Raw genomic sequence first — 22,179 nt, 5'->3', positions numbered from 1 at the left:
GACACGGGAGCCGGGGCCCAAAGTCGATTGACACTGTGCCGGCGACTCGGTGCCGCCTCTATGAGAACTATACGGTACTCGAGGCCAAAGTGTTTACTCCGAGGGTGAGATTTCCACGAATTCCCGTCCCGCGGTTGCAGATACACTCCGCGCGCTCATGGCGAGGCGGACGGACATCGAATCGATCCTGATCTTCGGTTCCGGGCCGATCGTCATCGGTCAGGCGTGCGAGTTCGACTACTCCGGCACCCAAGCCTGCCGGGTGCTCCGCCGCGAGGGTTACCGGGTGATCCTGGTCAACTCGAACCCGGCGACGATCATGACCGACCCGGAGTTCGCGGACGCGACCTACGTCGAGCCGCTGGTGCCCGAGGTCGTGGAGCGGATCATCGAGCGGGAGCGGCCGGATGCGCTGCTGCCGACGGTCGGCGGCCAGACCGGCATCAACCTGACGCTGGCGCTGTCCGAGTCGGGGTTTCTCAGGACCTCCGGCATGAAGCTCCTCGGGGCCGGCATCGAAGCCCTGCGCCTGGGCGAGGATCGCCAGCTCTTCAAGAGGGCCATGGTCGAGGCCGGGCTCGAAGTGCCCGAAAGCGGTACCGCGAAGACGCTCAAGGAGGCGCGGGAGATCATCGAACGCCTGGGCTTCCCGGTCATCGTACGGCCCAGCTTCACCCTGGGCGGCGAGGGCGGCGGCGTGGTCTTCAACCGAGACGAGATCGACGACGTGATCTCCCGCGCCCTGCAGGCGAGTCCGGTTTCGCTCATCCTGCTCGAACAGTCGGTTCTGGGCTGGAAGGAGTTCGAGCTGGAGGTGATGCGCGACGTCGCGGACAACGCGATCGTCGTCTGCTCGGTCGAGAACGTGGATCCGATGGGCGTGCACACCGGCGACTCGATCACCGTGGCGCCGCAGCAGACCCTGTCCGACCCCGAGTACCAGGACATGCGCGACGATTCCTTCACCGTGATCCGCACGGTGGGCGTCGCGACCGGGGGCTCGAACATCCAGTTCGCGGTGGAGCCCGGGACCGGACGGCGCGTGGTCATCGAGATGAACCCGCGGGTGTCCCGGAGTTCCGCTCTGGCCTCCAAGGCGACGGGCTTCCCGATCGCCAAGATCGCGGCCCAGCTCGCCGTCGGGTACACCCTGGACGAGATCGCCAACGACATCACCGGCAAGACCTTCGCCGCCTTCGAGCCGACGCTGGACTACACGGTGGTCAAGATCCCGCGCTGGGCGTTCGAGAAGTTCGAGCGCGCCGACGGCACCCTGGGCACGTCGATGAAGTCGGTCGGCGAGGTGATGGCGATCGGCGGCAACTTCCGCGAGGCGCTGATGAAGGGCCTCTCCGGCCTGGAGCTGGAAGCCGCGTGGCCGCAGCAGGAGGAGCTGGTCAGCGACCCGGTCAGTCTGCGGCGGCGGCTCAGTACGCCGAACTGGCAGCGGCTCTTCGCCGTCTTCGCGGCGCTCCGCCAGGGCTGGACGGTCGAAGAGGTCGCCGGCGCCTCCAGCATCGACCCCTGGTTCCTGCGCGAGATCGAATCGGTCGTGGAGTGCGAGGCGGAACTCGCCTGCTGGGATCTCGATTCGGTCCCCGATCCGCTCCTGCGCCGCGCCCGCCTGAACGGTCTCGGCGATCAGCGCCTCGCGTCGCTGCTCGGCAGCGAGGAGGACCTGGTGTCGCGGGAGATCACGAGGCGGAACCTGGACCGGGTGTTCAAGCGGGTCGATACATGTGCGGCGGAGTTCTCGGCGATCACGCCGTATCTGTACTCGACGCCCGGCGTCGAGGACGAGGCCCTGCCGACCGACCGCAGGAAGGTGATGATCCTCGGCTCGGGGCCGAACCGGATCGGCCAGGGAATCGAGTTCGACTACTGCTGCGTTCACGCCACGTTCGCGCTGCGGCGGGCCGGTTTCGAGACGATCATGGTCAACTGCAACCCGGAGACGGTCTCGACCGACTACGACACCTCGGACCGGCTGTACTTCGAGCCGCTGACGCTCGAGCACGTGATGGCGATCTACCGCCGTGAGCAGCCGCTCGGGGTGATCGTCCAGCTCGGGGGCCAGACGCCGCTCAAGCTGGCGCGCAGCCTGGAGGCGGCGGGGGTGAACATCCTGGGAACCTCGCCGGAGGCGATCGATCTGGCCGAGGATCGCCGGCGCTTCGGCGACCTGCTCGCGGAAGAGAAGATCCTGCTGCCGGCGAACGGCTCCGCCGTGTCGCTCGACGAGGCCTGCGGCGTGGCGGACGAGATCGGCTACCCGGTGGTCGTCCGGCCGAGTTACGTGCTCGGCGGTCGCGCGATGTCCATCTGCTACGACCAGCCGACGCTCTTGAACTACATGCGCCGCGCCGCGGACGTCTCGCCCGGCCGCCCGGTGCTTCTCGACCGCTTCCTCGAGGACGCCTTCGAGGTCGATGTCGACCTGGTTTCGGACGGCAGGCGCGCGGTGGTCTGCGGCATCATGCAGCACATCGAGGAGGCGGGCATCCACTCGGGCGACTCGGCGGCGGTGCTGCCGCCCTACCGGGTGAGCGAGCCCGATCTCGATCGGATGCGCGACATCGCGGTGCGGCTCGCGCTGCGGCTCGGCGTGGTCGGTCTGATGAACGTGCAGTTCGCGCTCTATGGCGGCGACGTGTACGTGCTGGAGGTGAATCCCCGGGCATCGCGGACGGTGCCCTTCATCGCCAAGGCGGTCGGTCTTCCCCTGGTGCAGATCGCGACCCGGGTCATGGTGGGCGAGACCCTCGATGAGATCGGTCTCGTGTCCGAACCGCCGGTCGACCGCTTCTTCGTCAAGGCGCCCGTCTTCCCCTTCGACCGGTTCCACGGCGTCGACCCGGTGCTCGGACCGGAAATGAAGTCGACCGGCGAGGTGATGGGCGTCGGACGTTCCTTCGGCAGCGCCTTCGCCAAGGCCTGGCTGGGTGCCGGCCATGCGCTCCCGGACAGCGGAGCGGCGTTCCTCTCGGTCAACGACCGGGACAAGAAGGCGTTGTTCAGGGTGGCGGAGCGGCTGCGGGATCTCGGTTTCGAGCTGCTGTGCACGGCCGGCACCGCCGCCTACCTGAGCAGCCGGGGCATCGTGACGCGGCGCGTGAACAAGGTGGCCGAGGGCCGGCCGCACGTCGTCGACTACCTGATCAATGGCGAGGTCGGCCTGATCGTGAACACGCCCCTGGGCGGCGAGTCGTACAAGGACGACATGGAGATCCGCACCACGGCGCTCAAGTTCGACATCCCGTGCGTGACGACGATCTCCGGCGCGATGGCGGCCGTCGATGCGATCGAGGCGCTGCGCGACAGTCTGCTGCAGGTGACCAGCCTGCAGGATCTGGAAGCCCCGGCCCTGGCGGGCGCCTGAGCGCGTTCAGTCGCCGCGGCGAATCCGCCCGATCTCGCGTTCGAGCCGCCCGGCGAGACGTTGCTTCTCGGCGCGGAAGTTCTCTTCTTCCTGGGCCCGCTTGGCCGGATCGGTGGACAGGTTCTTCTTGTGGAGGATCTCGAGTTCGGCGAGCTTCGCCTGGTGGCGACTCCGTTGATCCTCGATGAGCCGGCGCTGTTCCTCGTCCAGCGCGTCCTCCTGGGGCGCGGCGATGCCCCTGCTCTCGAGCTTCTCGAGCGCCCTCTCGTAGGCCGACTTCACCGCTCGTACTCGCCCCAGACCGCCCTCAGGCGGTCGGAGATTTCGCCCAGCGTGGCGCGCTGCCGGACGCAGTCCAGGATCCGCGGCAGGAGGTTGCCGTCCCCGCCGGCCGCCTGCTCCAGGCTGTCCAGGGCCGCCGTGGCCGCCGCTCCGTCCCTCTCTTCGCGCACGCGGCGCACGCGCTGGACCTGCCGCGCCTCGGCGTCGGCGTCGACGGCGAGGAACTGGGCGTCCCCGGACTCCTCCTGCGTGTAGGCGTTGACGCCGACGATCACCTCGCTCCTGGCTTCGACGGCCAACTGGTGGCGGTAGGCGGCATTGGCGATCTCGTTCTGCTGATAGCCCTCCTCGATCGCCCGGGCGGCGCCGCCGAGTTCCTCGATCTGCTCGATCATCCGCCGCGCCTTGCGGACCAGTTCCGCGGTCAGCGCTTCGACGGCCCACGAACCGCCGAGCGGGTCCGCGACATCGGCGACGCCGGTCTCGTGGGCGACGATCTGCTGGCTGCGGAGCGCCACCCGCGCCGAGGTCTCGGTGGGAAGGCCCAGGGCCTCGTCGGCGCCGTTCGTGTGCAGCGACTGGGTGCCGCCGCAAACGGCCGCCAGCGCCTGGATCGCGACCCGGGCGACGTTGTTCTCGGGCTGCTGGGCGGTGAGGGTGGAACCGCCGGTCTGGGCGTGGAAGCGGAGCCAGCAGGAACGTTCGTTCTTCGGCCGGTAGCGCTCGCGGACCAGTTCGGCCCAGAGCCTTCTAGCGGCGCGGAACTTCGCAACCTCCTCGAGGAAGTTGTTGTGGGCATTGAAGAAGAAGGACAGCCGGGGGGCGAAGCGGTCGATGTCGAGGCCGCGTGCCAGCACCAGATCGACGTAGCAGAGCGCGTTCGCGAGGGTGAAGGCGATCTCCTGGGCGGCGGTCGAACCGGCTTCGCGGATGTGGTAGCCGGAAATCGAGATCGGGTTCCACCTCGGCGCGTGCTCGGAGCAGAACGCGATCAGGTCCGTGACCAGGCGCAGGGAGTGTTTCGGCGGGTAGATGTGGGTCCCGCGGGCGATGTACTCCTTGAGGATGTCGTTCTGGACCGTGCCTCCGATCGCCGACCAGGGAACCCCCTGCTCCTCCGCGACCGTCAGGTACATGGACAGGAGGATCGATGCGGTCGAGTTGATCGTCATCGAGGTCGTGACCCGGTCCAGCGGGATCCCGTCGAACAGGGCCCTCATGTCGTCGATGCTGTCGATCGCGACGCCCACCCGTCCGACCTCGCCGCGTGCGGGCGCGGCGTCCGAGTCGTAGCCGATCTGCGTGGGCAGGTCGAAGGCGACGGAGAGGCCGGTCGTCCCCTGGTCGAGCAGGTAGCGGTAGCGGCGGTTCGACTCCCTGGCGCTGGCGTAGCCGGCGTACTGGCGCATCGTCCACAGCCGCTTGCGGTACATGTCCCGGTAGAGGCCCCGGGTGAAGGGGAACGAGCCCGGCGGCGCCGTGCCGCCGCCGTCCCGGACGTCCTCGGGCGCGAAGAAGGACGGCAGATCGATGTCCGAACTCGTCGTGCGGGTGCTCACGGGAAGGGAGCTTATCGCCGCTCCTAATCCGCAGGATCTGCGGCTTCTTTCCGAACCCGCTCCGCATGGATCGGTGTACAGCTATAGACGCATGAACGTCCATATCTAGTGGTCAGAGGTCCCGGCCGTGGCTACATAGTGTGGTTTCGGGCGGCGATTCTCCTTGCGCGGAGAGACCATTCTGGGCTACAGTTGCTCATTCACGACCAGTTCCGACGTTTAGCGACGTCAGTTAGGGAGGAGCAGATGGCGTTCAACGGTTCAGGCGCTCAGGGGGGCGGTAACGGCAGCGCACGAGGGGCGGCTTCAGCCGGCGGTCGGCAGGTGATGGCCGCGCCCGCTGCGGCCGGCGCCGCGCGGTCGGCGAATGCCGTCGCCGCACCGGCGCCAACCGCGAGCGCTTCCGGCCTGACGATCGAGCGCCGCTATACCGAACCGGGCGCCCACCCCTTCGACTGCATCGAGTGGGACATCCGCGACGCCGTGATCGCCAACGAGAAGGGCGAGTCGGTGTTCGAGCAGCACGGCGTCGAGGTGCCGAAGGCCTGGTCGCAGACGGCGACGAACGTCGTGGTGTCGAAGTACTTTCGCGGCCAGCTGGGGACACCCGAGCGAGAGTCGAGCGTCCGGCAGTTGATCTCCCGGGTGGCCGACCGGATCGCGAACTGGGGGCGCGAGGGCGGCTACTTCTCGTCCGAGGCGGACGCCGAGGCCTTCCACGCGGAACTGACTCACATCCTCCTCCACCAGTACGCCTGCTTCAACTCGCCGGTGTGGTTCAACGTCGGGATCGAGGAGCGCCCGCAGTGCTCGGCGTGCTTCATCAACTCAGTCGAGGACACGATGCAGTCGATCCTCGGCCTGGCCAAGACCGAGGGGATGCTGTTCAAGTTCGGTTCGGGCACCGGCAGCAACCTCTCGGCGCTTCGTTCCTCCGCCGAGACGCTGGCGGGCGGCGGAACGGCTTCGGGGCCGGTGTCGTTCATGCGCGGCTTCGACGCCTTCGCCGGCGTGATCAAGAGCGGCGGCAAGACCCGGCGAGCCGCGAAGATGGTCATCCTGGACGCCGACCACCCCGACATCGTGGAGTTCATCCGCTGCAAGGAGGTCGAGGAGCGCAAGGCCTGGGCCCTGATCGAGGCCGGCTACGACGCGGGCTTCAACGTCCCCGGCGGCGCCTACGACTCGATCTTCTACCAGAACGCGAACCACTCGGTGCGTGCCACCGACGAGTTCATGCAGGCGGTCGTGGACGACGCGGAGTGGACGACGACCGCGGTGACCGACGGCCGGCCCATGGACAGCCACCGGGCTGCCGAACTGCTGCACATGATCGCGGAGTCGACCTGGGTCTGCGGCGATCCGGGGATGCAGTTCGACTCGACGATCAACCACTGGCACACCTGCCCGAACACGGACCGGATCAACGCCAGCAACCCGTGCAGCGAGTACATGTTCCTGGACGACACCGCCTGCAACCTGGCGTCCCTGAACCTGATGCGCTTCTACGATCCAGGCTCGGGCTTCGACACCGCGTCGTTCCGCCACACGTGCGAGATCGTGATCACGGCGCAGGAGATCGTCGTCGACAACGCGAGCTACCCGACGCCGAAGATCGAGGAGAACTCGCACGCCTACCGGCCGCTCGGCATCGGCTACGCGAACCTCGGCGCCCTGCTGATGGCGCGTGGCCTGCCCTACGACTCGGAAGCCGGCCGCGACTACGCCGGCGCCGTCACGGCCCTGCTGTCGGGGTCGTCCTACCTCCAGTCCGCGCGGGTCGCGGCGGTCAAGGGTCCGTTCGAGGGCTTCGAGAAGAACCGGGAGCCGATGCTCGGAGTCATGCGGAACCACCGGGCCGCCCTGCGCGAGATCAACCCGGCCCACGTACCGCTCGAGCTGCTCAACGCGGCGAAGAAGTCCTGGGACGGCGTGGTCGAACTGGGCGAAGAGAACGGCATCCGCAACAGCCAGATCTCGGTGCTGGCGCCCACCGGCACGATCGCATTCATGATGGACTGCGACACCACCGGGGTCGAGCCCGACATCGCGCTCGTCAAGTACAAGAAGCTGGTCGGCGGCGGCATGATCAAGATCGTCAACCGCACCGTGCCGCTGGCACTGGACCGGCTGGGCTACGAGAAGTCCGAGGTCCAGCAGATCGTCGAGTACATCGACGAACACGACACGATCGAGGGCGCCCCCCATCTGGCCGACGAGCACCTGTCGGTGTTCGATTGCGCCTTCAAGCCGGCGAACGGCGCCCGGTCGATTCATCATCTCGGGCACCTGCGCATGCTGGCGGCGGCGCAGCCGTTCATCTCCGGAGCGATCAGCAAGACGATCAACATGCCGGAGGAGTCGACCGTGGAGGAGATCCAGGAGGCCTACATCGAAGGCTGGAAGCTGGGTCTGAAGGCGGTGGCGATCTACCGGGACGGCTGCAAGCGGTCGCAGCCGCTGTCGACCACGAGCGACGAGCCTTCGGACGGCGACGACCTGCAGGCGGCGGTGGACGCCCGGATCGCGGCCGGCATCACCCGCCGGCGCCTGCCCGACGAGCGGCGCGCGCTGACCCACAAGTTCTCGATCAATGGCCACGAGGGCTTCGTCACCGTCGGCCTGTACGAGGACGGTCAGCCGGGCGAGATCTTCCTGCTCATGGCGAAGGAAGGGTCGACCATCTCCGGCCTGATGGACTCGTTCGCCCAGGCCGTGTCGGTGGCGCTCCAGTACGGCGTGCCGCTCCAGATCCTGGTCGACAAGTTCACGCACAGCCGCTTCGAGCCCTCGGGATTCACGAACAACCCCGAGATCCCGATGGCGAAGTCCGTCATGGACTACATCTTCAGGTGGCTGGCGTCGAAGTTCCTGTCGCCCGAGGCGCAGGAGGTCGCCGGAGTGATCCACCGCGCGGACCCGCGCGCGGAGAGCAGGGACGCCGGGAAAGCGAACGGCGCCGCGGCGGAAGAGACGGCGGCGGACGGCGGCGGCCAACTGGCCCCGGTCACGTTCCTGTTGCAGCAGGACGCCCCGTCCTGCCACGACTGCGGATCGATCATGGTGCGCAACGGCAGTTGCTACAAGTGCATGAACTGCGGTTCCACCAGCGGCTGCAGTTGATAGCCGTAGCGGTCGGTTCCGGCGGCGGCGAGCGCTGCTAAGCTGCCCGCGTGACCAGACGACTGGCGATCGGACTGCTCGCGGGGCTCGCCGCGCTCGGCGCCCTGTTCGTCGTGCTTCTCGGCTTTCTGGCGTGGAACCTGGCCACGGTGCCCGAGCCGCCTGAGGTCGCCGGGCTCGACCCGATCCTGACGAGCTTCCAGCTCGATACGCTGGAGGGAGGAAGCCTGGGCCCGCCCGATCTGCGCGGCGAGGTCGTCGTGATCGACGTCTGGGCGACCTGGTGCAAGCCATGCGACGTCCAGGCCAGGATCCTGGAGAAGCTGCATGCCGAGTACGCCGATCAGGGGGTCACGTTCCTGGCCCTGAACAGCGGCGAGGACCTGGAGACCGTCCAGAAGCACGTCGACGAGAAGCCGTTCGGCTATCCGGTTCTGCTCGACCCGGAGGCGGAGGTGATGCAGACCGCGGAGTTGTACGCCCTGCCGACCCTCCTGGTGCTGAACCCGCTCGGGGAGGTCTCCTACATCTCGATCGGCCTCACCGGCGCCAGCGTCGTGCGCAACGCGATCGAGGAAGCGCGCGCCGCCCTCTCCGGCTGAGGCCGGAGGCGCTGCCGCGTTCGAGGAGGCCGGTCCGCGCCGTGATCAACATCCGCAACCTCTCGATCAAGTGCGGGCACTGCGACACGTACCAGACTCTGTGCGCGTACCGGCGGCGGGATGACTGGAACGTGTACGTCTACGAGTGCGAGAACGACGTATGCAATCCGGAGCTGAGCCGCACGCTGGTGGAGGTCCCGAGCGAACTGGACGAGTTCGCGCGCCGGGATCCGACCTGGGCTCACGGCCGGCGCCATACCGGCGGTCAGGCTGAGTAGGTTCCCGTCGGAGACAGGGAAAACGGCGATGCGGCCGACTCGCCGGAAGTCCCTCTCGGCTGAACGCCTGGAGACGCTTGCCGCGCTGGCCGGAGTGAGCCGCCTCGAGCTGGGCATCGAGAAAGTCGTGCTGGGCGGGGACGGTCTGGCGCGTTGGCGTGGCCTGCCGATCTTCGTGCCGCGGACGGCGCCGGGCGACATGGTCCTGGCGCGGATCACCGAGCGCCGGCCGAACTACGCCCGCGCCGAGATCGAGCGGGTGATCGCGGCGGGTCCGCTTCGGCGGGAAGCTCCGTGTCCGTTCTACGAGCGCTGCGGCGGCTGCCAGCTTCAGCACATCCGCGACGACGCGCAGCCCGGACTCAAGGCGGCCGCCGCCCTGGAGACGCTGCGCCGGCTGGGCGGCATCGATCCGGCTCAGCTCGCCAGGTGCGACATCGGAGAACCGGTCGCGGATCGGCAGTGGGGCTATCGCCTTCGGGCGCAGGTCCACGTCGAACAGGATGCGGACGGGTCGACCGGCGTCGGCTTCCGCCGCCGTCGTAGCCGCGACCTGGTCCGCGTCGACCGTTGCCCGGTGCTGGCGCCGGCGCTCGAAGCGCGGCTGGCCGAGCTGCCACGGATGCTCGACGACGCGGCGCAAGCCGGGCGTTCTTTGCCGGGCCGCCTTAGCCTGGCCACCGATGGCCTGGAAGAAGACGCCCAGGTGGTCGCGGCGCCCCCCCTGACCGGGCAGGCGGGCGGCGCCCTGGAAGTCGAGGTGCTGGGGCATCGCCTGACCTACGACGCGCGCACCTTCTTCCAGGCCCATGGGGGGCTGCTCGAGTCCCTGGCGCGGACGGCCGTCGGTTCCTTCGGCGGGGAGACGGCGGTCGACCTCTACGCCGGTGTCGGTTTCTTCACGGTCGGGTTGGCCGACCGCTACGCCTCGGTCACGGCAGTCGAAGGCGAGTCGGTCGCGGCCCGCTACGCACGAAACAACCTGCGGCTGAACGGCCTGCGCCACTGCGGGATCGAGCGGGCCGCGGTCGAGAGCTGGGTCGACGGCCACGCCGGCGGCGAGGGCCTGGAAGACGGACTCGACCGGGTGCTGGTCGACCCTCCCCGCGTCGGCCTGCCCGGCAAGGTCCGTCGGGCCCTGCTGCGCGCCGCGCCGGCGCGCCTGACCTACGTGTCCTGCGATCCGGCGACCCTGGCGCGCGACCTCGGCGAACTGACCCGCAAGTTCGACCTGGAGTCGATCACCTTCTTCGACATCTTCCCGCAGACCGCCCACCTGGAGACGGTCGTGCAGTTGCTGAGGCGTTGCTGAAGCCGGGATAGCAGCTGGCGCGTCGGCCTCTACCGCCGCTCAACCGGCTTCCTCTTGATCCGGCGCCATCGACAGGAGTGGCCATTAGGCGACCTGATGTTCGGATCTGGCCGGTTCTGACGCTAACTGGCCGGAATTGGCTACTACGTGTCCGGTTTCTTGGCGGTTCCTTGGTTAGCCTCTTGGATGTGTTCGTTGGCTGAGTCGGACCACGACCCCACGTCTTGAGTCCCGACCACGGGCGGAACACGTTCCATACGGGCGCTGTTTGCCCGACCATTGATTCCAGGAAAGGAGTATTGGGGATGAAGAGACTACTTCGAGGCACGTTGCTGAGCGTACTGTTCTTCGCGCTGCTGTGGGGCGGTGCGCCAGCCTTCGCCACGTGTGGATCGTGCTCGGATGATGGTTGGTGCCCTTCGGGTAGCGCCAGTGCGGGCGTCAGATGTTTCAGGACGATCATTGTCCACCCGGACGGAAGCAGGACGATCCGCTGTGAGGAGGAGTTAGCTCCGGAATGCAACTTTGGAGCGCCGGAGTATTGATGCTGAGTCTCTTCAGCCAGCGAAGCCGGCGTTTCCTCATCTCTAGGGATCGCTGGTCTGCGGGCGTTGGCGCTGTTGCGGTGACGCTCGCTCTCCCGGTTGCGGAGGCACTCCATGGCCAGCAACCCGAGACCGCGAGGGTGAAGCTTCGCGTAGACGTGCTGGGGGCAGTAGATACCCGATTTCCAGCCGAGGTCCGGGTGGGCTTCCTGGAGGCCGCGACGGGGACGCACCTTGCATCCGCTTCAGCCGAAACCGAAGGCGCCGTGGCAGATCTGCTTGCCGAGGTTCCCTTGCCCGCAGTCGGCCAGACTTGGGAAGTGTCAGCCACTGCGGATGGATGGTGGGGACCCCGTACCCTTGTCTCTACGGATCAAACAGAGTTGAACCTGGTTCTGGCTCCCGCCGGCATGGTTCGTCTCGAGCTGGCCGGAGCCGACCGCGGCATCGACGAGCTGGACGCCCGCGACGTGGTCATCCTGGGCGGGGTCAGCCGCGGCTCGAAGGCCGCGGGAGCGCTTCTGGATCCGGGCATCCATCGGGGCAGCTGCCAGCTTGAGCGAGCCCCGGAAGAGGTGGCGGTAGCCGTGCTCTGTCCCTTTGCCCTGGGCCCTGTTGCGGCCCTCGAAGTCCTGCTCGGCCCGTTCGTCCCGTTCCGGCAATCGGACGTGAGCGTTGCAGCGGGCATGACGCCTACCTTGGTCGAGGCGGTTCGAGGCGGTTCGCTTGTCGGACGTTTCCTGGACGACGAGAGAAACGAGGCGAGCCGCTTCGCCTTGCGGAGCAAGTACGGGTACCAGACCTTCTCTCGTTCGGCCTGGACAGACAGCTTCGGGTCCTTCGGGTTCGGCGGACTTCAGCCCGGAGAGTACGAACTGCGTCGGATCGGGTCCAGCGAGACCTGGACAGTCGCGATTGGTTCTCTGCATGACACTGTCGATCTTGGAGACCTCTATTCGCCCGCGGACACTCGGCTGGTCGTGGCGCTCGCAACGCCATTCTTCGTGGAGACGGAGGCCCTGACCATGGAGCTGCAAGGCGTCACGCGCGCGGAAGACGGCTCCGTTTATCGGCGGGGCCGCACGCTGGAAGCCGGGTCTCACGACGCCGGCGAATGGACCTGGAGCGGCCTTTCGCCAGGCTCCTGGGAGCTTCAGATCGGCGACGAAATGGGCAACCGCCTGGCTCGCGAGCCGATCGAGTTCCGTGGCTCCGACCGTGTCATCGTCGAAATGGACGCGATACCGGTGGTAGGGGAGATTCGGCGGGGCGACGAACCTCTCGAGGGCGTGGTCGTCTGGTTCGGCGGTGCCTCGGGCCGGGAGAGGACCGCGATGCGCAGCGCTGAAGGCGGTTTCTTCGAAGGCTGGTTGCCCCGCAGGGGAGACTGGTTCGTGGAGGTCAGTCCATCGCCGGACTGCAAGCCGTGCGAAGGCGGATGGGATCGCGTTGTGCTGGATTCCGTCGTGGAGGCAGGCTTCTTCGAAGTCGAAGCGGACAACGACGGTGTGGCCCGTGTGGAAATCGAGTTGCCAGCGGGAGGAATCGAGGGTCGTGTGTTGCGGACGGACCGGACAAGCGGAGCATCTGAACGGGTTCTGGGGGCCCGGATCACCGTCATACCGCTTGAGTCGGAGAGCGAAGGTGGCACTCGCGTCGTGCCCGGCCTTTGGCGGGCCACGTCAGACGCTGAAGGCGAGTATCGGGTCATAGGAGTTCCCGAGGGGGCCTACAAGGTTGAGGCACTCGCTACGATCGGAGGTCGCGAGCTTCGAACACGTGGGGTCACTGCGAGGGTCGGCGAGTCCCGCAAAGTGACACCAGTTGACCTGCGCCTGGAGGAACAACAGCGCGTCACCATGTCGGTTCGATCGTTCGGCGGCGTTCCGGTGGACAGCGCCCATGTGCTGGCGAAGCCGGTTGGCTTGAGTCGCGCGATCAGCGTAGGAAACACGAGAGCGGATGGAACGGTCGAGTTATGGCTACCACTCGAGAGCCGTGCGATGGACGTCGTGGTCCGCAAGCGCGGGATGGGGATGGTCGCTTGGCGGTTCGACTTGAATCAGGGTCCGATTCAGGTGGAGCTTCAGAATCTGCGGGGCAGCCTGAGGGTGCCCCGTACAAGCAGCGGATCGATCGTGTCGCCCGGTGGTGTTCAGTGGAGTACGGACCACCTCCTTACAGTCAACGGTTCATGGCAGATTCGCGTGGAAGATGACGAGTACGTGGTGAACGAGCTGGCCCCAGGCAGGTGGACGTACTGTCTGTCTGCTGACGCTTGCACGGCTGGCGAGGTAACGGCCTGGAGTGAGAACAGGCTGTTCCGGTAGAGACAAAGAGGAGAAGGAAATGCGAGAGTGGCTGTTGTCTGTCTTGGTCGTGGTGATCGTTTCCCCGTTGATAGCGGCAGAGGTCGGCCAAGGCGTCCCCGTTGGAGAAGAGGTCGGCTACATGGGTGTCGGCTTTGCGGTTGATCCTGACACCGGGCAGGTTCATGTGGAGCATGTGGTTCCTCAAGCACCTGCTTTTCTGGGTGGCGTCAGAGCTGGCGACATCCTGGATACCGTGAACGGCGTCGAAGTGCGATTCAAGAGCCACAGCGACGTGTTGGAGTTCTTCGCTCGATCTGCAGGCCCTGGGGTTCCGGTGAGAATGTCCTATCTGCGGAACGGAGCAAAGGCTGTACGGGTAGAAGTAACGCCCACAGTTCGCCCAGAGGGAGTGGCCGAGAGGAACTACAAGGCTGTTCTGTGCAAAGACGGCGCGCTGTTTGCCAGCAGACAGCCCCGTTAGGGGCAAAAGAGCCGGTGCCGGTGGCGGTTTCTCGTGCCCGACTAGGCTAGAGCCGGAGGTCCGAAGCCGGCTCGGCGGGCACCCTCTTCTCGAGCCACCGCTTCCGATACTCCGACGGACTGCAGCCCACATGGTCATGGAAGACCCGGCGAAAGGTCCGTTCGTTGTGGAATCCCACGGAGTAGCCGATCTGGCCGACAGCGTCGTTGTGCTCCTGCAGCAGGCGGCAGGCTCGTTCGACCCGGCGGTGGGCCAACCAGACGACGAACGTCGTGCCGACGTGCTGCCGGAGGTATCTCGAAAAGCCCCCTGGTGACATCGCCGCGACGTCGGCCACGGAGTTGCCGTCCAGGTCTTCAGCGAGGTGTTCGTCCACGTAGCGGCGGACCCGGGCCAGCCGGTCGAAGTAGCTGAAGGGGTCGGCGCCGTCCGGGAGTGTATTCACGGCACCAGCATCACCGGTTGGGCGCTCGTCCTGGTCCACGAGCTCCATCTCCGCGAATGCGAAGTCGTAGACCTCGATCCGCCGGGTGGCGGCCACCGGGACCCGCCGGTGCCAACCCGGTGCCCACTCCACGAACGTGTGGAACTCGTTGTTCTCGCCCACAGGGTCCACGGCCTTCGGCAGGGCGTCCACGAAGACTTCGTCGTAGCGTTTGCCAGCGAGTTCAGCGGGAGCGGCTCCCGTATCGACCGAGCACACCCAGGAGGACACCCCGGCGGCCGCCAGCTCCTTCGCATGCTCGCGAGAATCCCGGCGCCAGAGGGGAAAGATCGCCTCCATCCCGATCCGCCCGACTCCCAACGACTGGCGCTCACGACGTTCTTGCGACGAGAGATCGCCGAATACGACGAACTCCAGGCCTTCCGCCCGAGCAGCGCTCAGGGCCCGTTGATAGGCGGCTTCACGCTCGCGCTGCGAAGTGGTCCAGTCGACCGGAACCAACTGCAGCGGTAGCCCCAGCGCGGCCGCCTGCTGCTCCAGCATCTCGCTGCGCACGCCGTGAAGGAGGACGCGACCGTTCATCTCGCTCACCGGCGCGATGAGACCGAGCACGTCCCAGGCAGGATCCTGCTGTAGCAGATACAGCGCCCATGCCGAGTCCTTGCCACCGGTCCACCAGACCAGAGCTTGGCGCGGACGCCACCGAAACGAGCGGCTTGGCATTGGCGCTCAGCGTAGCCATGCCGTGTGAGCCTGGTGTGAGCAGATGGCACGTCTGTGTGACAGTTAGGCGATTTTGGGCCGACTACCCCGTCACCCACGGTGCACCGTCGAGGAGTCGGCGGCCGGCCAGCTACAGACTGCACCGGTAGCTGGCGCCCTGCCCGGGAGTCTCGGTCACGGTGACCTCAACGACACGGATCCGATCTCGAAGGTGCTCCCATCGATCCCGGAGACGCTGCCAGAGAAATCGCGCGAGCGCCTCGACCGTGACGTTAGCGACGGGCAGCAGGACGACTTCGGCGGGCGGAAACTGGTAGCGCCGGGCTCCCAGTACCGCCGTCACCGTGGCGCCGTGCTCTACGACTTCGACGTGCGGGCAGCCTGCCGGCAGCAGGACCTTCTCATCCAGGGCGGCGCATTCAGCGCGAACATCCCGCTTCGTGGCGGCGGCGGGTACGAGGAAGTCCAGGTCGTCGAGGTCGGAGCCGCTCAGTTCCACCGTCACGCGGTAGTTGTGACCGTGAAGCGTCTCCGCCTCCGTTTCCCCGAAGACGGTGAAGTGCGCCGCGGAGAACTTGAAGTCCTCCTTGTCGAGGCGAAGCGAGAAGGTACCGGGCACGGCCCGAATCGTAGCGTCCGGCCCTGGGTCCGGCGCCGCTACCGCCAGGGGCGGCGGGGCGGTTCCCTGATCCGGCGGATCATCCGGCGACGGCGATTGTTCGGGTCGTTCGGGTCGTTGGAGAACAGCCGCATCACGTCGCCGTCACGGGCGAAGCGGTACCGGCGCGACGGCTTCTTGCCGTTCAGACCCTTGGCCGCGCCCTTGGGATACGTCCAGAGTTCGATGTGCGGGTCATCGATGTCGCGGTGCTCCTCCCACTCCGTCTTGTCGGGGTCGCCGAACAGGACGTAGACCATGCCGCGGTCCGTTCGACGGCCGAGGAGGCCGGATTCCGAGTAGCGTTTGTCGGCCTCGGCGGCACGCAGCTCGAACTGCCGCTTCAGCTTGCCGTCTCTTCGGCTCCAGAACTCTTCGATGAAGGCTGCCGCCTCCTCGTTCGATTCGAGCAGCAGGAAGAGGGTCCGTTCCTCCTCGTCGGCGAGCTGGCCGACCGGGCCCACCATCCAGCGCGTGTAAGTGGGCCCCAGGAAGGGGTTGATCAGGTCGTCCGGATGAAGCCGCTCGAGGCTCTCGGCAGCCACCGCCGCCGAGGCCGCGCCCACCAGGGCCAGGACCAGGGCCGCCGTGCGCCGCACCGTCAACGACCCTTCAGGAGATCCAGGAACTCTTCCCGGATCGGCCGTTCGTGGAAGATGCCCCGGAGAGCGGACGTCACGGTCATCGCGCCGGACTTCTCGACGCCCCGCATCTCCACGCAGAGATGCCGGGCTTCGATCACGACCATCGCGCCGCGCGGCCGGAGCTCCTCTTCGAGGAAGCTGACCACCTGCTCGGTGAGGCGCTCCTGGAGCTGCGGCCGCTTGGCGTAGAACTCGAGAATCCGCGCGAACTTGGACAGCCCCAGGATCTTGTCGCCGGGCACGTAGGCGATATGCGCGTGCCCGTAGAAGGGCACCAGGTGATGCGAACACATGGAGTAGAACGGGATGTCCTTCTCCATGACCATCGCCCGGTAGTTCTCCTCGTTCGGAAAGGTCGTGACCCGCGGCTTCGAACCCTGATCCAGGCCCCGGAACATCTCCAGGTACATCCGCGCCACCCGCTCGTGGGTGGTGCGCAGGTTCGGCTCGTCCAGGTCGAGCCCGAGTTCGACGAGCATGTCCCGAACGTGCTTCGCAAGGCGCTCCACCCGCTGCTCGTCCGGAACACGGATCGCGGCCTCCTGCTGTCTCTGCTCCTGGGTCGCAAGCGACTCCACCGGCTCCAGAACACGCATCGCGGCATGCTACCGTAGGCCGCTCAAGACAACCACCGAACGGGAATCCAGATGAGCCGAGTCACCATCGAATACTGCGTGATGTGAAACTACCGCCCCCGAGCCGCCGGTCTGGCGGCTCAGTTGAAGGAGCGGTTCGACCTCGACTCGGAACTCGTGGACGGCAGCGGCGGCGTGTTCGAGGTCGCCCTGGACGGCCGTCCGGTGTTCTCGAAGAAGCAACTCGGCCGCTTCCCGAACAACGGCGAAGTCGAGACCGCGGTCGCGGACCTGCTCTAGGCCGGTTCGCCGATCGAGTCGAAGTCGAGTCGCCCGGCAGGGTCGGCTTCGGCCGGGAAGAGGAAGTCCTTCATGTGGCGGGAGAGCGTCGCCTGCGCGTCGGGGTCCATGAAGTTCAGGCGCAGCTCGTTGATCACCTTGATCTCCATCGCCATCCATTCGTCCCAGCAGCCGGCGCAGACGCGGAGGCCGATCTCTTCGCCGAGGGAACCGGGGAGCGGCGGATCGCCCAGCGCTTCGCGCTCCTTGTTGCAGCGGGCGCAGACGATCATCGGCTTTCCTCGTCCTGCGCCTCGCGGTAGCGCTTCTTGATCCCCGCCTTCTGGCGGTTGCGGACCAGCCAGCGCAGCAGCCTCGATTCGTTGATGCCGACGACGAGGTCGTCGAGCGCCTGGTAGATCGCGGGATCGTTGATCAGCCTGGCCGCCGTGCCGTCGCCTTCGGCGACCTGCTCGAGCGTCGAGTTCAGCCTCCCCAGGAGTTCCTCCACCTCGGTCGTCAGCGATTCGCTCAGTTCCTCGTCGGTCAGCAGCCGCGGCAGCAGTCCGTCGGCGTCCCGCAGGTCGGCGGCGATGGCGCGCAGGTCGGCCGCGGCGATCTCCGTCTCGGCCAGAGTCGACTCGAAACGGGTCTTGAGTTCACCGTCGCGGAGCAGGGCCGGCGCCAAACCGTCGCCCTCGCGCAGCAGGGCCAGGGTTTCGTCGATGTTGTCCAGGGACGAGGCGAGCTGGTCCCCCATCTCCTCGTCGGTCAAGAGGCGGCCGAGCACGCCCTCGCCTGCCTCCACCTGGGTGGTCAGGCGATCGATCGATTCCAGCGTGTGGATCACCGTGTCGGTGATCCGCTTGTCCTCGCGTCCGGCGACGAGCTCGCCAAGCAGCCCCTCGCCGCGCTCCATGCGCGCGAGGATGGTCGACAGGGACTGCGCGGTCGAGACGACGTAGTCGACCACATCCGCGCCGCTGGCGATCAGGTCGTCGACGTCAGTGGGCAGGGCGGCGGGAATCTCCTCGCCGGGGTTGATGCGGGGCGCGTCGGGGGAGCCCGACGTGATCTCGACGTACTTGTCGCCGAGCAGTCCCAGCGTCTTGATCCGGGCCAAGGAGTCGTGGCGTAGCCGGTTGGCGTACCGGCGTTCGACGCTGATCCGCACTTCCAGCATCTCGCTGTCCGGCCGCTCGCTCAGCAAGATGCGGTCCACCTTGCCGACCGTCACGCCGTTCAACTGAACCGGGTTGTCCTCCAGCAGGCCGGCGGCGCTCGGGAACATGATGCGGTACGTGTTGCTGGCCCGGAACAGAAAACTCTGGTCGCCGATGGCGAGGATGAAGGCGGCCAGGACGACGAGCGCCGCGAGCACCGTCAGGCCCACCTTGGCTGTGTTCGAGTCACGCTGCATCGATGTCCTCCTCCGAGGGCGGTTGTCGACCTTCCAGGAACGCTCTGAGCGCCGGATCCGTGCTTTGCTCGGCCTGCTCCCACGTGCCGATGAAGCAGAACCGGCCGCCATCCAGGAGAGCGACGCGGTCGCCCACCTCGCGCGCGAGCCGCAGGTCGTGGGTGACGACCACCGAGGTGGTTCCGAACTCGGCCTGGGTGCTTCGGATCAGCTCGGCGATCGTCGCCGAGGTGACGGGATCGAGGCCCGCCGTGGGTTCGTCGAAGAGAACGACTTCGGGCTCCTGGACCAGGGAGCGAGCGAGAGCGACCCGTTTCTTCATCCCGCCCGACAGGGCCGCCGGCATGCGGTCCTCGATCCCGGACAGGCCTACCCATGCCAGGGAGCCCGCGACGCGTTGACGGATCTCGCCGTCGCTCAGCCTGCCGTGCTCGCGGAGCGGGAAGGCGACGTTCTCCAGCACGTCGATCGAGTCGAAGAGGGCCGCCGACTGGAACAGCATCGCGATCCGCCGCCGCAGCGGGTACAACTGGCGCTCGGTCAACTGGACGAGATCGGTTCCTTCGAACAGCACGCTGCCTGCTTCGGCCTCGTCGAGTCCGTTGAGCTGCCTCAGGGTGAGGCTCTTGCCGGAACCGGAACGTCCGAGGACGACCAGGCATTCGCCGCGCATGACGTCGAAACTCAGGTCGTCGAGGACGGTCCGGTCGCCGAAACGGCGGCAGAGCCCGCGGACGGCATAGAGCACTTCGTCGCGGTTGGGGTGCGCCGGCTGCTCAGGAAAGGACATGGAACAGCTTCGTCAGAAAAAAGTCAGATACGAGCACCATGATGGATGCCCAGACGACGGTTCTCGTGGTGGCACGCCCCACTCCTTCGGCACCGCCGCTCGCCGTCAGGCCGTTGTAGCAGCCGATGATCGCGATGAACAGGGCGAAGAACACCGACTTGCCGAGACCGTTCAGGACGTCTCCCAGCGTCAGCGCCTGCAGGACGTCGTTCGTGTAGAGGCCGTAGGACAGGTTCAACTGGTTCGTGGCGATGAACAGGCCGCCGAGGATGCCCAGGAAATCGCCCAGAATCGTGAGAACGGGGAGCATGATCAGGCTGGCGGCAAGCTTCGGCACAACCAGCTTCTTGACCGGATCGGCCGCCATGGAGCGCATCGCGTCGATCTGCTCGGTGACCTTCATCGTGCCCAGTTCCGCGGTCATGCCGGATCCGATCCGACCGCCGACGATCAGGGCGACGAGGACCGGTCCGAGTTCCCGGGTCAGCGACTTCGAAACCACGCTTCCGATGTAGTACTTGACCCCCAGCTCAGGCAGGCTGTACGCGGTCTGCAGCGCCAGGACCATGCCCGTGAACAGAGTGGTGACCGCGGCGACTCCGAGGGAACTGACGCCGAGATGTTCCATCTGATGAAGCCATGACCGGAACTCGTACGGCGGTCTGACGAGAGCCGTCAGACCGCGGCCGGCGAGCATTGAGAGGTTGCCGACATGGCGTAGCGGGGCCCCATAATCGAGCAGAATCCTGGGTGCAGCCTGTTGCATCAATCCGCGGGGCAACCTCTTCGTGTGTCGTGCTCGCGGCGCGTGCTAGGTGTTAGCTTCCCCTCCTGACAGCGCTGAGCAGAACCTTGTCGAATCCGAGCCCCAACTTGCGCCGCAGCACGCAACGCAGCAAGTCTACGGCGAAAGCGCCGGAAGGACGGGATGGGCGGCAACACGGAGCCTGGGCGGTGGCGGTAGCGACCGTGACCGGCAACCTCTACCTCGCGTTCGGCAGCGCCCTGATGGGAGTTGCCGCGGCCGTCGCCTCGTGGCTGCCAGGCCGTGACTGGGCCGGAGTGGTGGCGCGGTGGTGGGCCCGGGGGTTGCTCATGACAAGCGGAGTCCGCCTGCGCCTGGACTACGCGGGGGGCGACCACGCGGCCTGGCGCGCGGCAACCGAGGGCCGTCCGCTGGTGTACATGGCGAACCACAGGAGCCTGTACGACGTGGCGGCCCTGCTCGCGATTCTGGAGTCGCCGGTGCGCTTCCTGACGAAGCGCAGCCTGTTTCGGGTGCCGGGATTCGGCTGGGGACTCAAGGCGGCGGGCTTCGTGCCGGTGGATCGCGAGGATCGCAGCCGCGCCGCGGAGGCGTTCGCCGCCGCCGGCAAGTTGCTGGCCTCGAACGTCTCCCTGGTCGTGTTCCCCGAGGAGACGCGGAGTTCCGGGCCCAGGATGAGGCCGTTTCAGCGCGGCGGATTCCTGCTGGCCCTCAAGGGGCGGGCGCCGATCGCTCCGATCGGCATCCGCGGCACGGGGCGCATCCGGCGCAAGGGCGAGCTGGCGGTGCGTCCGGCCAGGGTCGAGTTGCTGTTCGGCGAGGTGATGGATCCCGCCAGCGTCGGCGTGAAGGGGCGGCGTACGTTCATGGGGGACGTCGAGCGGTGCGTCGGCCGATTGGCGGGCCTCGAAACGGCGGGAGAAGGCGATGGCTGAAGCGGTTGAGACCAGGGTTCGCGAGTGCCTGCGGACGATCACCTTTCCCGGTATGAAGAGGGACATCGTCTCGTTCGGTTTCGTGCAGCGGGTGGGGGTGAGCGGCGGCGACGTGGTCGTCGATCTGCGGGTGCCGACCCGCGACCCCGACGCCGCCACGGAGATCCGGCAGCGCATCGTCGACGCGGTGGGCTCGCTCGAGGGCGTCTCGAACGTGCAGGTTTCGCTGGAAGTGGCGACGGCCCCGGCTCCGGCGACGGCGAGGGATCCGTCCCTCCTGCCGGGGGTCTCCCACGTCGTGGCGGTCGCGAGCGGGAAGGGAGGCGTCGGCAAGTCGACCGTGGCGACGAACCTGAGCGCGGCGATGGCGGCGGCCGGGCTGCGGGTCGGACTACTCGACGCGGACATCTACGGTCCTTCCATCCCGCTGATGTTCGGCATCGATCGCCGGCCCGAGATAGTTGACGGCAAGATCCAGCCCTTCGAGCGGCACGGCGTGCGCGTCATGTCGCTCGGCTTCCTCCTCGATCCGGACACGCCGGTCATCTGGCGCGGGCCGATGGTGATGAAGGCGCTCGGCCAACTGCTGGGCGACGTGGACTGGGGCGAACTCGACTACCTGCTGCTCGACCTGCCGCCCGGCACCGGCGACGCGGCGCTCACGCTCTCGCAGAAACTGCCCCTTTCCGGGGCCGTGATCGTCTCGACGCCCCAGGACGTCGCCCTGATCGACGCCCGCAAGGGCCTGGCCATGTTCCGCAAGGTCGAGGTTCCGGTGCTGGGAATGATCGAGAACATGTCCACCTTCGTCTGTCCGCACTGCGGAGAGGCGACCGACATCTTCAAGCGGGGAGGCGTCGAGCGCACGGCGGAGCTGCTCGGCTGCGAAGTCCTTGGGGCGATTCCGCTCGACGGCGCGCTGGTGCGGGGCAGCGACGCCGGTGTACCGATCGTCGTCTCGGCGCCCGACGGGCCGCATACGGGCATCTTCCAGGACATCGTCGTGGCGGTTGAGCGGCGGCTCGTGGAGCTCGCCTCCTCTCGACCGACCCTGACGATCGTCTAGAGCCA

At 67.2% G+C, this 22,179-nt stretch carries 20 protein-coding genes; 10 read left to right on the top strand and 10 right to left on the bottom strand.

Annotated elements, in window-relative coordinates:
- Positions 1 to 157: 157 nt before the first annotated feature.
- Positions 158 to 3,379: a carbamoyl-phosphate synthase large subunit gene (gene carB / locus OXG83_17920; GenBank protein ID MCY3966893.1), complete on the top strand. Its 3,222-nt coding sequence runs from the start codon at positions 158 to 160 to the stop codon at positions 3,377 to 3,379.
- A 6-nt stretch (positions 3,380 to 3,385) separates the two neighbouring features.
- Here carB and OXG83_17915 read toward each other — a convergent pair whose 3' ends face one another.
- Both OXG83_17915 and OXG83_17910 read right to left on the bottom strand, forming a co-directional pair.
- Positions 3,386 to 3,661, bottom strand: coding sequence for a hypothetical protein (locus tag OXG83_17915; protein MCY3966892.1), 276 nt, complete (start codon positions 3,659 to 3,661; stop codon positions 3,386 to 3,388).
- Positions 3,658 to 5,220 carry a methylmalonyl-CoA mutase family protein gene (locus OXG83_17910; GenBank protein ID MCY3966891.1) on the bottom strand — a complete coding sequence of 521 codons (1,563 nt, stop codon included), beginning with the start codon at positions 5,218 to 5,220 and terminating at the stop codon, positions 3,658 to 3,660. Before OXG83_17910 ends, OXG83_17915 begins: the two co-directional genes overlap by 4 nt.
- A 327-nt stretch (positions 5,221 to 5,547) precedes the next feature.
- Here OXG83_17910 and OXG83_17905 point away from each other — a divergent pair, with 327 nt between their 5' ends.
- The 6 genes from OXG83_17905 to OXG83_17880 all read left to right on the top strand — a co-directional run bounded on the left by OXG83_17905 (position 5,548) and on the right by OXG83_17880 (position 13,873).
- Positions 5,548 to 8,343 carry a vitamin B12-dependent ribonucleotide reductase gene (locus tag OXG83_17905; protein MCY3966890.1) on the top strand — a complete coding sequence of 932 codons (2,796 nt, stop codon included), beginning with the start codon at positions 5,548 to 5,550 and terminating at the stop codon, positions 8,341 to 8,343.
- Positions 8,344 to 8,393: 50 nt separating this feature from the next.
- Positions 8,394 to 8,945, top strand: a complete 552-nt coding sequence (locus OXG83_17900) for a TlpA disulfide reductase family protein (GenBank protein ID MCY3966889.1) — start codon at positions 8,394 to 8,396, stop codon at positions 8,943 to 8,945.
- A 41-nt stretch (positions 8,946 to 8,986) separates the two neighbouring features.
- Positions 8,987 to 9,223 carry a hypothetical protein gene (locus OXG83_17895; GenBank protein MCY3966888.1) on the top strand — a complete coding sequence of 79 codons (237 nt, stop codon included), beginning with the start codon at positions 8,987 to 8,989 and terminating at the stop codon, positions 9,221 to 9,223.
- 28 nt (positions 9,224 to 9,251) lie between these two features.
- Positions 9,252 to 10,535, top strand: coding sequence for a TRAM domain-containing protein (locus OXG83_17890; GenBank protein ID MCY3966887.1), 1,284 nt, complete (start codon positions 9,252 to 9,254; stop codon positions 10,533 to 10,535).
- Positions 10,536 to 11,463: 928 nt separating this feature from the next.
- The gene (locus OXG83_17885) at positions 11,464 to 13,410 is read left to right on the top strand and encodes a carboxypeptidase-like regulatory domain-containing protein (protein MCY3966886.1); all 1,947 of its coding nucleotides are present in this window, start codon (positions 11,464 to 11,466) and stop codon (positions 13,408 to 13,410) included.
- 19 nt (positions 13,411 to 13,429) lie between these two features.
- Positions 13,430 to 13,873 carry a PDZ domain-containing protein gene (locus OXG83_17880; GenBank protein MCY3966885.1) on the top strand — a complete coding sequence of 148 codons (444 nt, stop codon included), beginning with the start codon at positions 13,430 to 13,432 and terminating at the stop codon, positions 13,871 to 13,873.
- A 46-nt stretch (positions 13,874 to 13,919) separates the two neighbouring features.
- Here the strand turns inward: OXG83_17880 and OXG83_17875 are convergent, their stop codons facing one another.
- The 4 genes from OXG83_17875 to folE all read right to left on the bottom strand — a co-directional run bounded on the left by OXG83_17875 (position 13,920) and on the right by folE (position 16,939).
- Complete coding sequence (locus OXG83_17875; GenBank protein ID MCY3966884.1) at positions 13,920 to 15,041, bottom strand: helix-turn-helix domain-containing protein; 1,122 nt, start codon at positions 15,039 to 15,041, stop codon at positions 13,920 to 13,922.
- Between the two features lie 130 nt (positions 15,042 to 15,171).
- On the bottom strand, positions 15,172 to 15,660 hold the full coding sequence (locus tag OXG83_17870) for a 6-carboxytetrahydropterin synthase (GenBank protein ID MCY3966883.1): 489 nt from the start codon (positions 15,658 to 15,660) through the stop codon (positions 15,172 to 15,174).
- A 38-nt stretch (positions 15,661 to 15,698) separates the two neighbouring features.
- On the bottom strand, positions 15,699 to 16,298 hold the full coding sequence (locus OXG83_17865) for a GWxTD domain-containing protein (GenBank protein ID MCY3966882.1): 600 nt from the start codon (positions 16,296 to 16,298) through the stop codon (positions 15,699 to 15,701).
- A gap of 2 nt (positions 16,299 to 16,300) precedes the next feature.
- Positions 16,301 to 16,939, bottom strand: coding sequence for a GTP cyclohydrolase I FolE (folE, locus tag OXG83_17860; GenBank protein ID MCY3966881.1), 639 nt, complete (start codon positions 16,937 to 16,939; stop codon positions 16,301 to 16,303).
- Positions 16,940 to 16,990: 51 nt separating this feature from the next.
- On the opposite strand from folE, the gene OXG83_17855 reads away from it, so the two are divergent.
- Positions 16,991 to 17,218: a SelT/SelW/SelH family (seleno)protein gene (locus tag OXG83_17855; protein ID MCY3966880.1), complete on the top strand. Its 228-nt coding sequence runs from the start codon at positions 16,991 to 16,993 to the stop codon at positions 17,216 to 17,218.
- Here OXG83_17855 and OXG83_17850 read toward each other — a convergent pair.
- The 4 genes from OXG83_17850 to OXG83_17835 are packed head-to-tail and all read right to left on the bottom strand — an operon-like array spanning position 17,215 to position 20,173.
- Positions 17,215 to 17,490, bottom strand: a complete 276-nt coding sequence (locus OXG83_17850) for a Fe(2+)-trafficking protein (GenBank protein MCY3966879.1) — start codon at positions 17,488 to 17,490, stop codon at positions 17,215 to 17,217. The genes OXG83_17855 and OXG83_17850 overlap by 4 nt on opposite strands.
- Positions 17,487 to 18,617, bottom strand: a complete 1,131-nt coding sequence (locus OXG83_17845) for an MlaD family protein (GenBank protein ID MCY3966878.1) — start codon at positions 18,615 to 18,617, stop codon at positions 17,487 to 17,489. The genes OXG83_17850 and OXG83_17845 overlap by 4 nt, the downstream gene beginning before the upstream one ends.
- Positions 18,607 to 19,407 carry an ABC transporter ATP-binding protein gene (locus OXG83_17840; protein ID MCY3966877.1) on the bottom strand — a complete coding sequence of 267 codons (801 nt, stop codon included), beginning with the start codon at positions 19,405 to 19,407 and terminating at the stop codon, positions 18,607 to 18,609. Before OXG83_17840 ends, OXG83_17845 begins: the two co-directional genes overlap by 11 nt.
- Positions 19,394 to 20,173 (bottom strand): ABC transporter permease, encoded by a 780-nt coding sequence (locus OXG83_17835; GenBank protein ID MCY3966876.1) that lies wholly within the window; start codon positions 20,171 to 20,173, stop codon positions 19,394 to 19,396. The genes OXG83_17840 and OXG83_17835 overlap by 14 nt, the downstream gene beginning before the upstream one ends.
- Positions 20,174 to 20,361: 188 nt before the next feature.
- On the opposite strand from OXG83_17835, the gene OXG83_17830 reads away from it, so the two are divergent.
- Complete coding sequence (locus OXG83_17830; protein ID MCY3966875.1) at positions 20,362 to 21,108, top strand: lysophospholipid acyltransferase family protein; 747 nt, start codon at positions 20,362 to 20,364, stop codon at positions 21,106 to 21,108.
- Positions 21,101 to 22,174 carry an Mrp/NBP35 family ATP-binding protein gene (locus OXG83_17825; GenBank protein MCY3966874.1) on the top strand — a complete coding sequence of 358 codons (1,074 nt, stop codon included), beginning with the start codon at positions 21,101 to 21,103 and terminating at the stop codon, positions 22,172 to 22,174. The genes OXG83_17830 and OXG83_17825 overlap by 8 nt, the downstream gene beginning before the upstream one ends.
- Positions 22,175 to 22,179 lie beyond the last annotated feature (5 nt).

The sequence above is a fragment of the Acidobacteriota bacterium genome (assembly GCA_026707545.1).
Classification (GTDB): domain Bacteria; phylum Acidobacteriota; class Thermoanaerobaculia; order Multivoradales; family Multivoraceae; genus Multivorans.
Note: the sequence above shows the minus strand (reverse complement) of the source record. Positions and strands in the feature narration are given on the sequence as shown.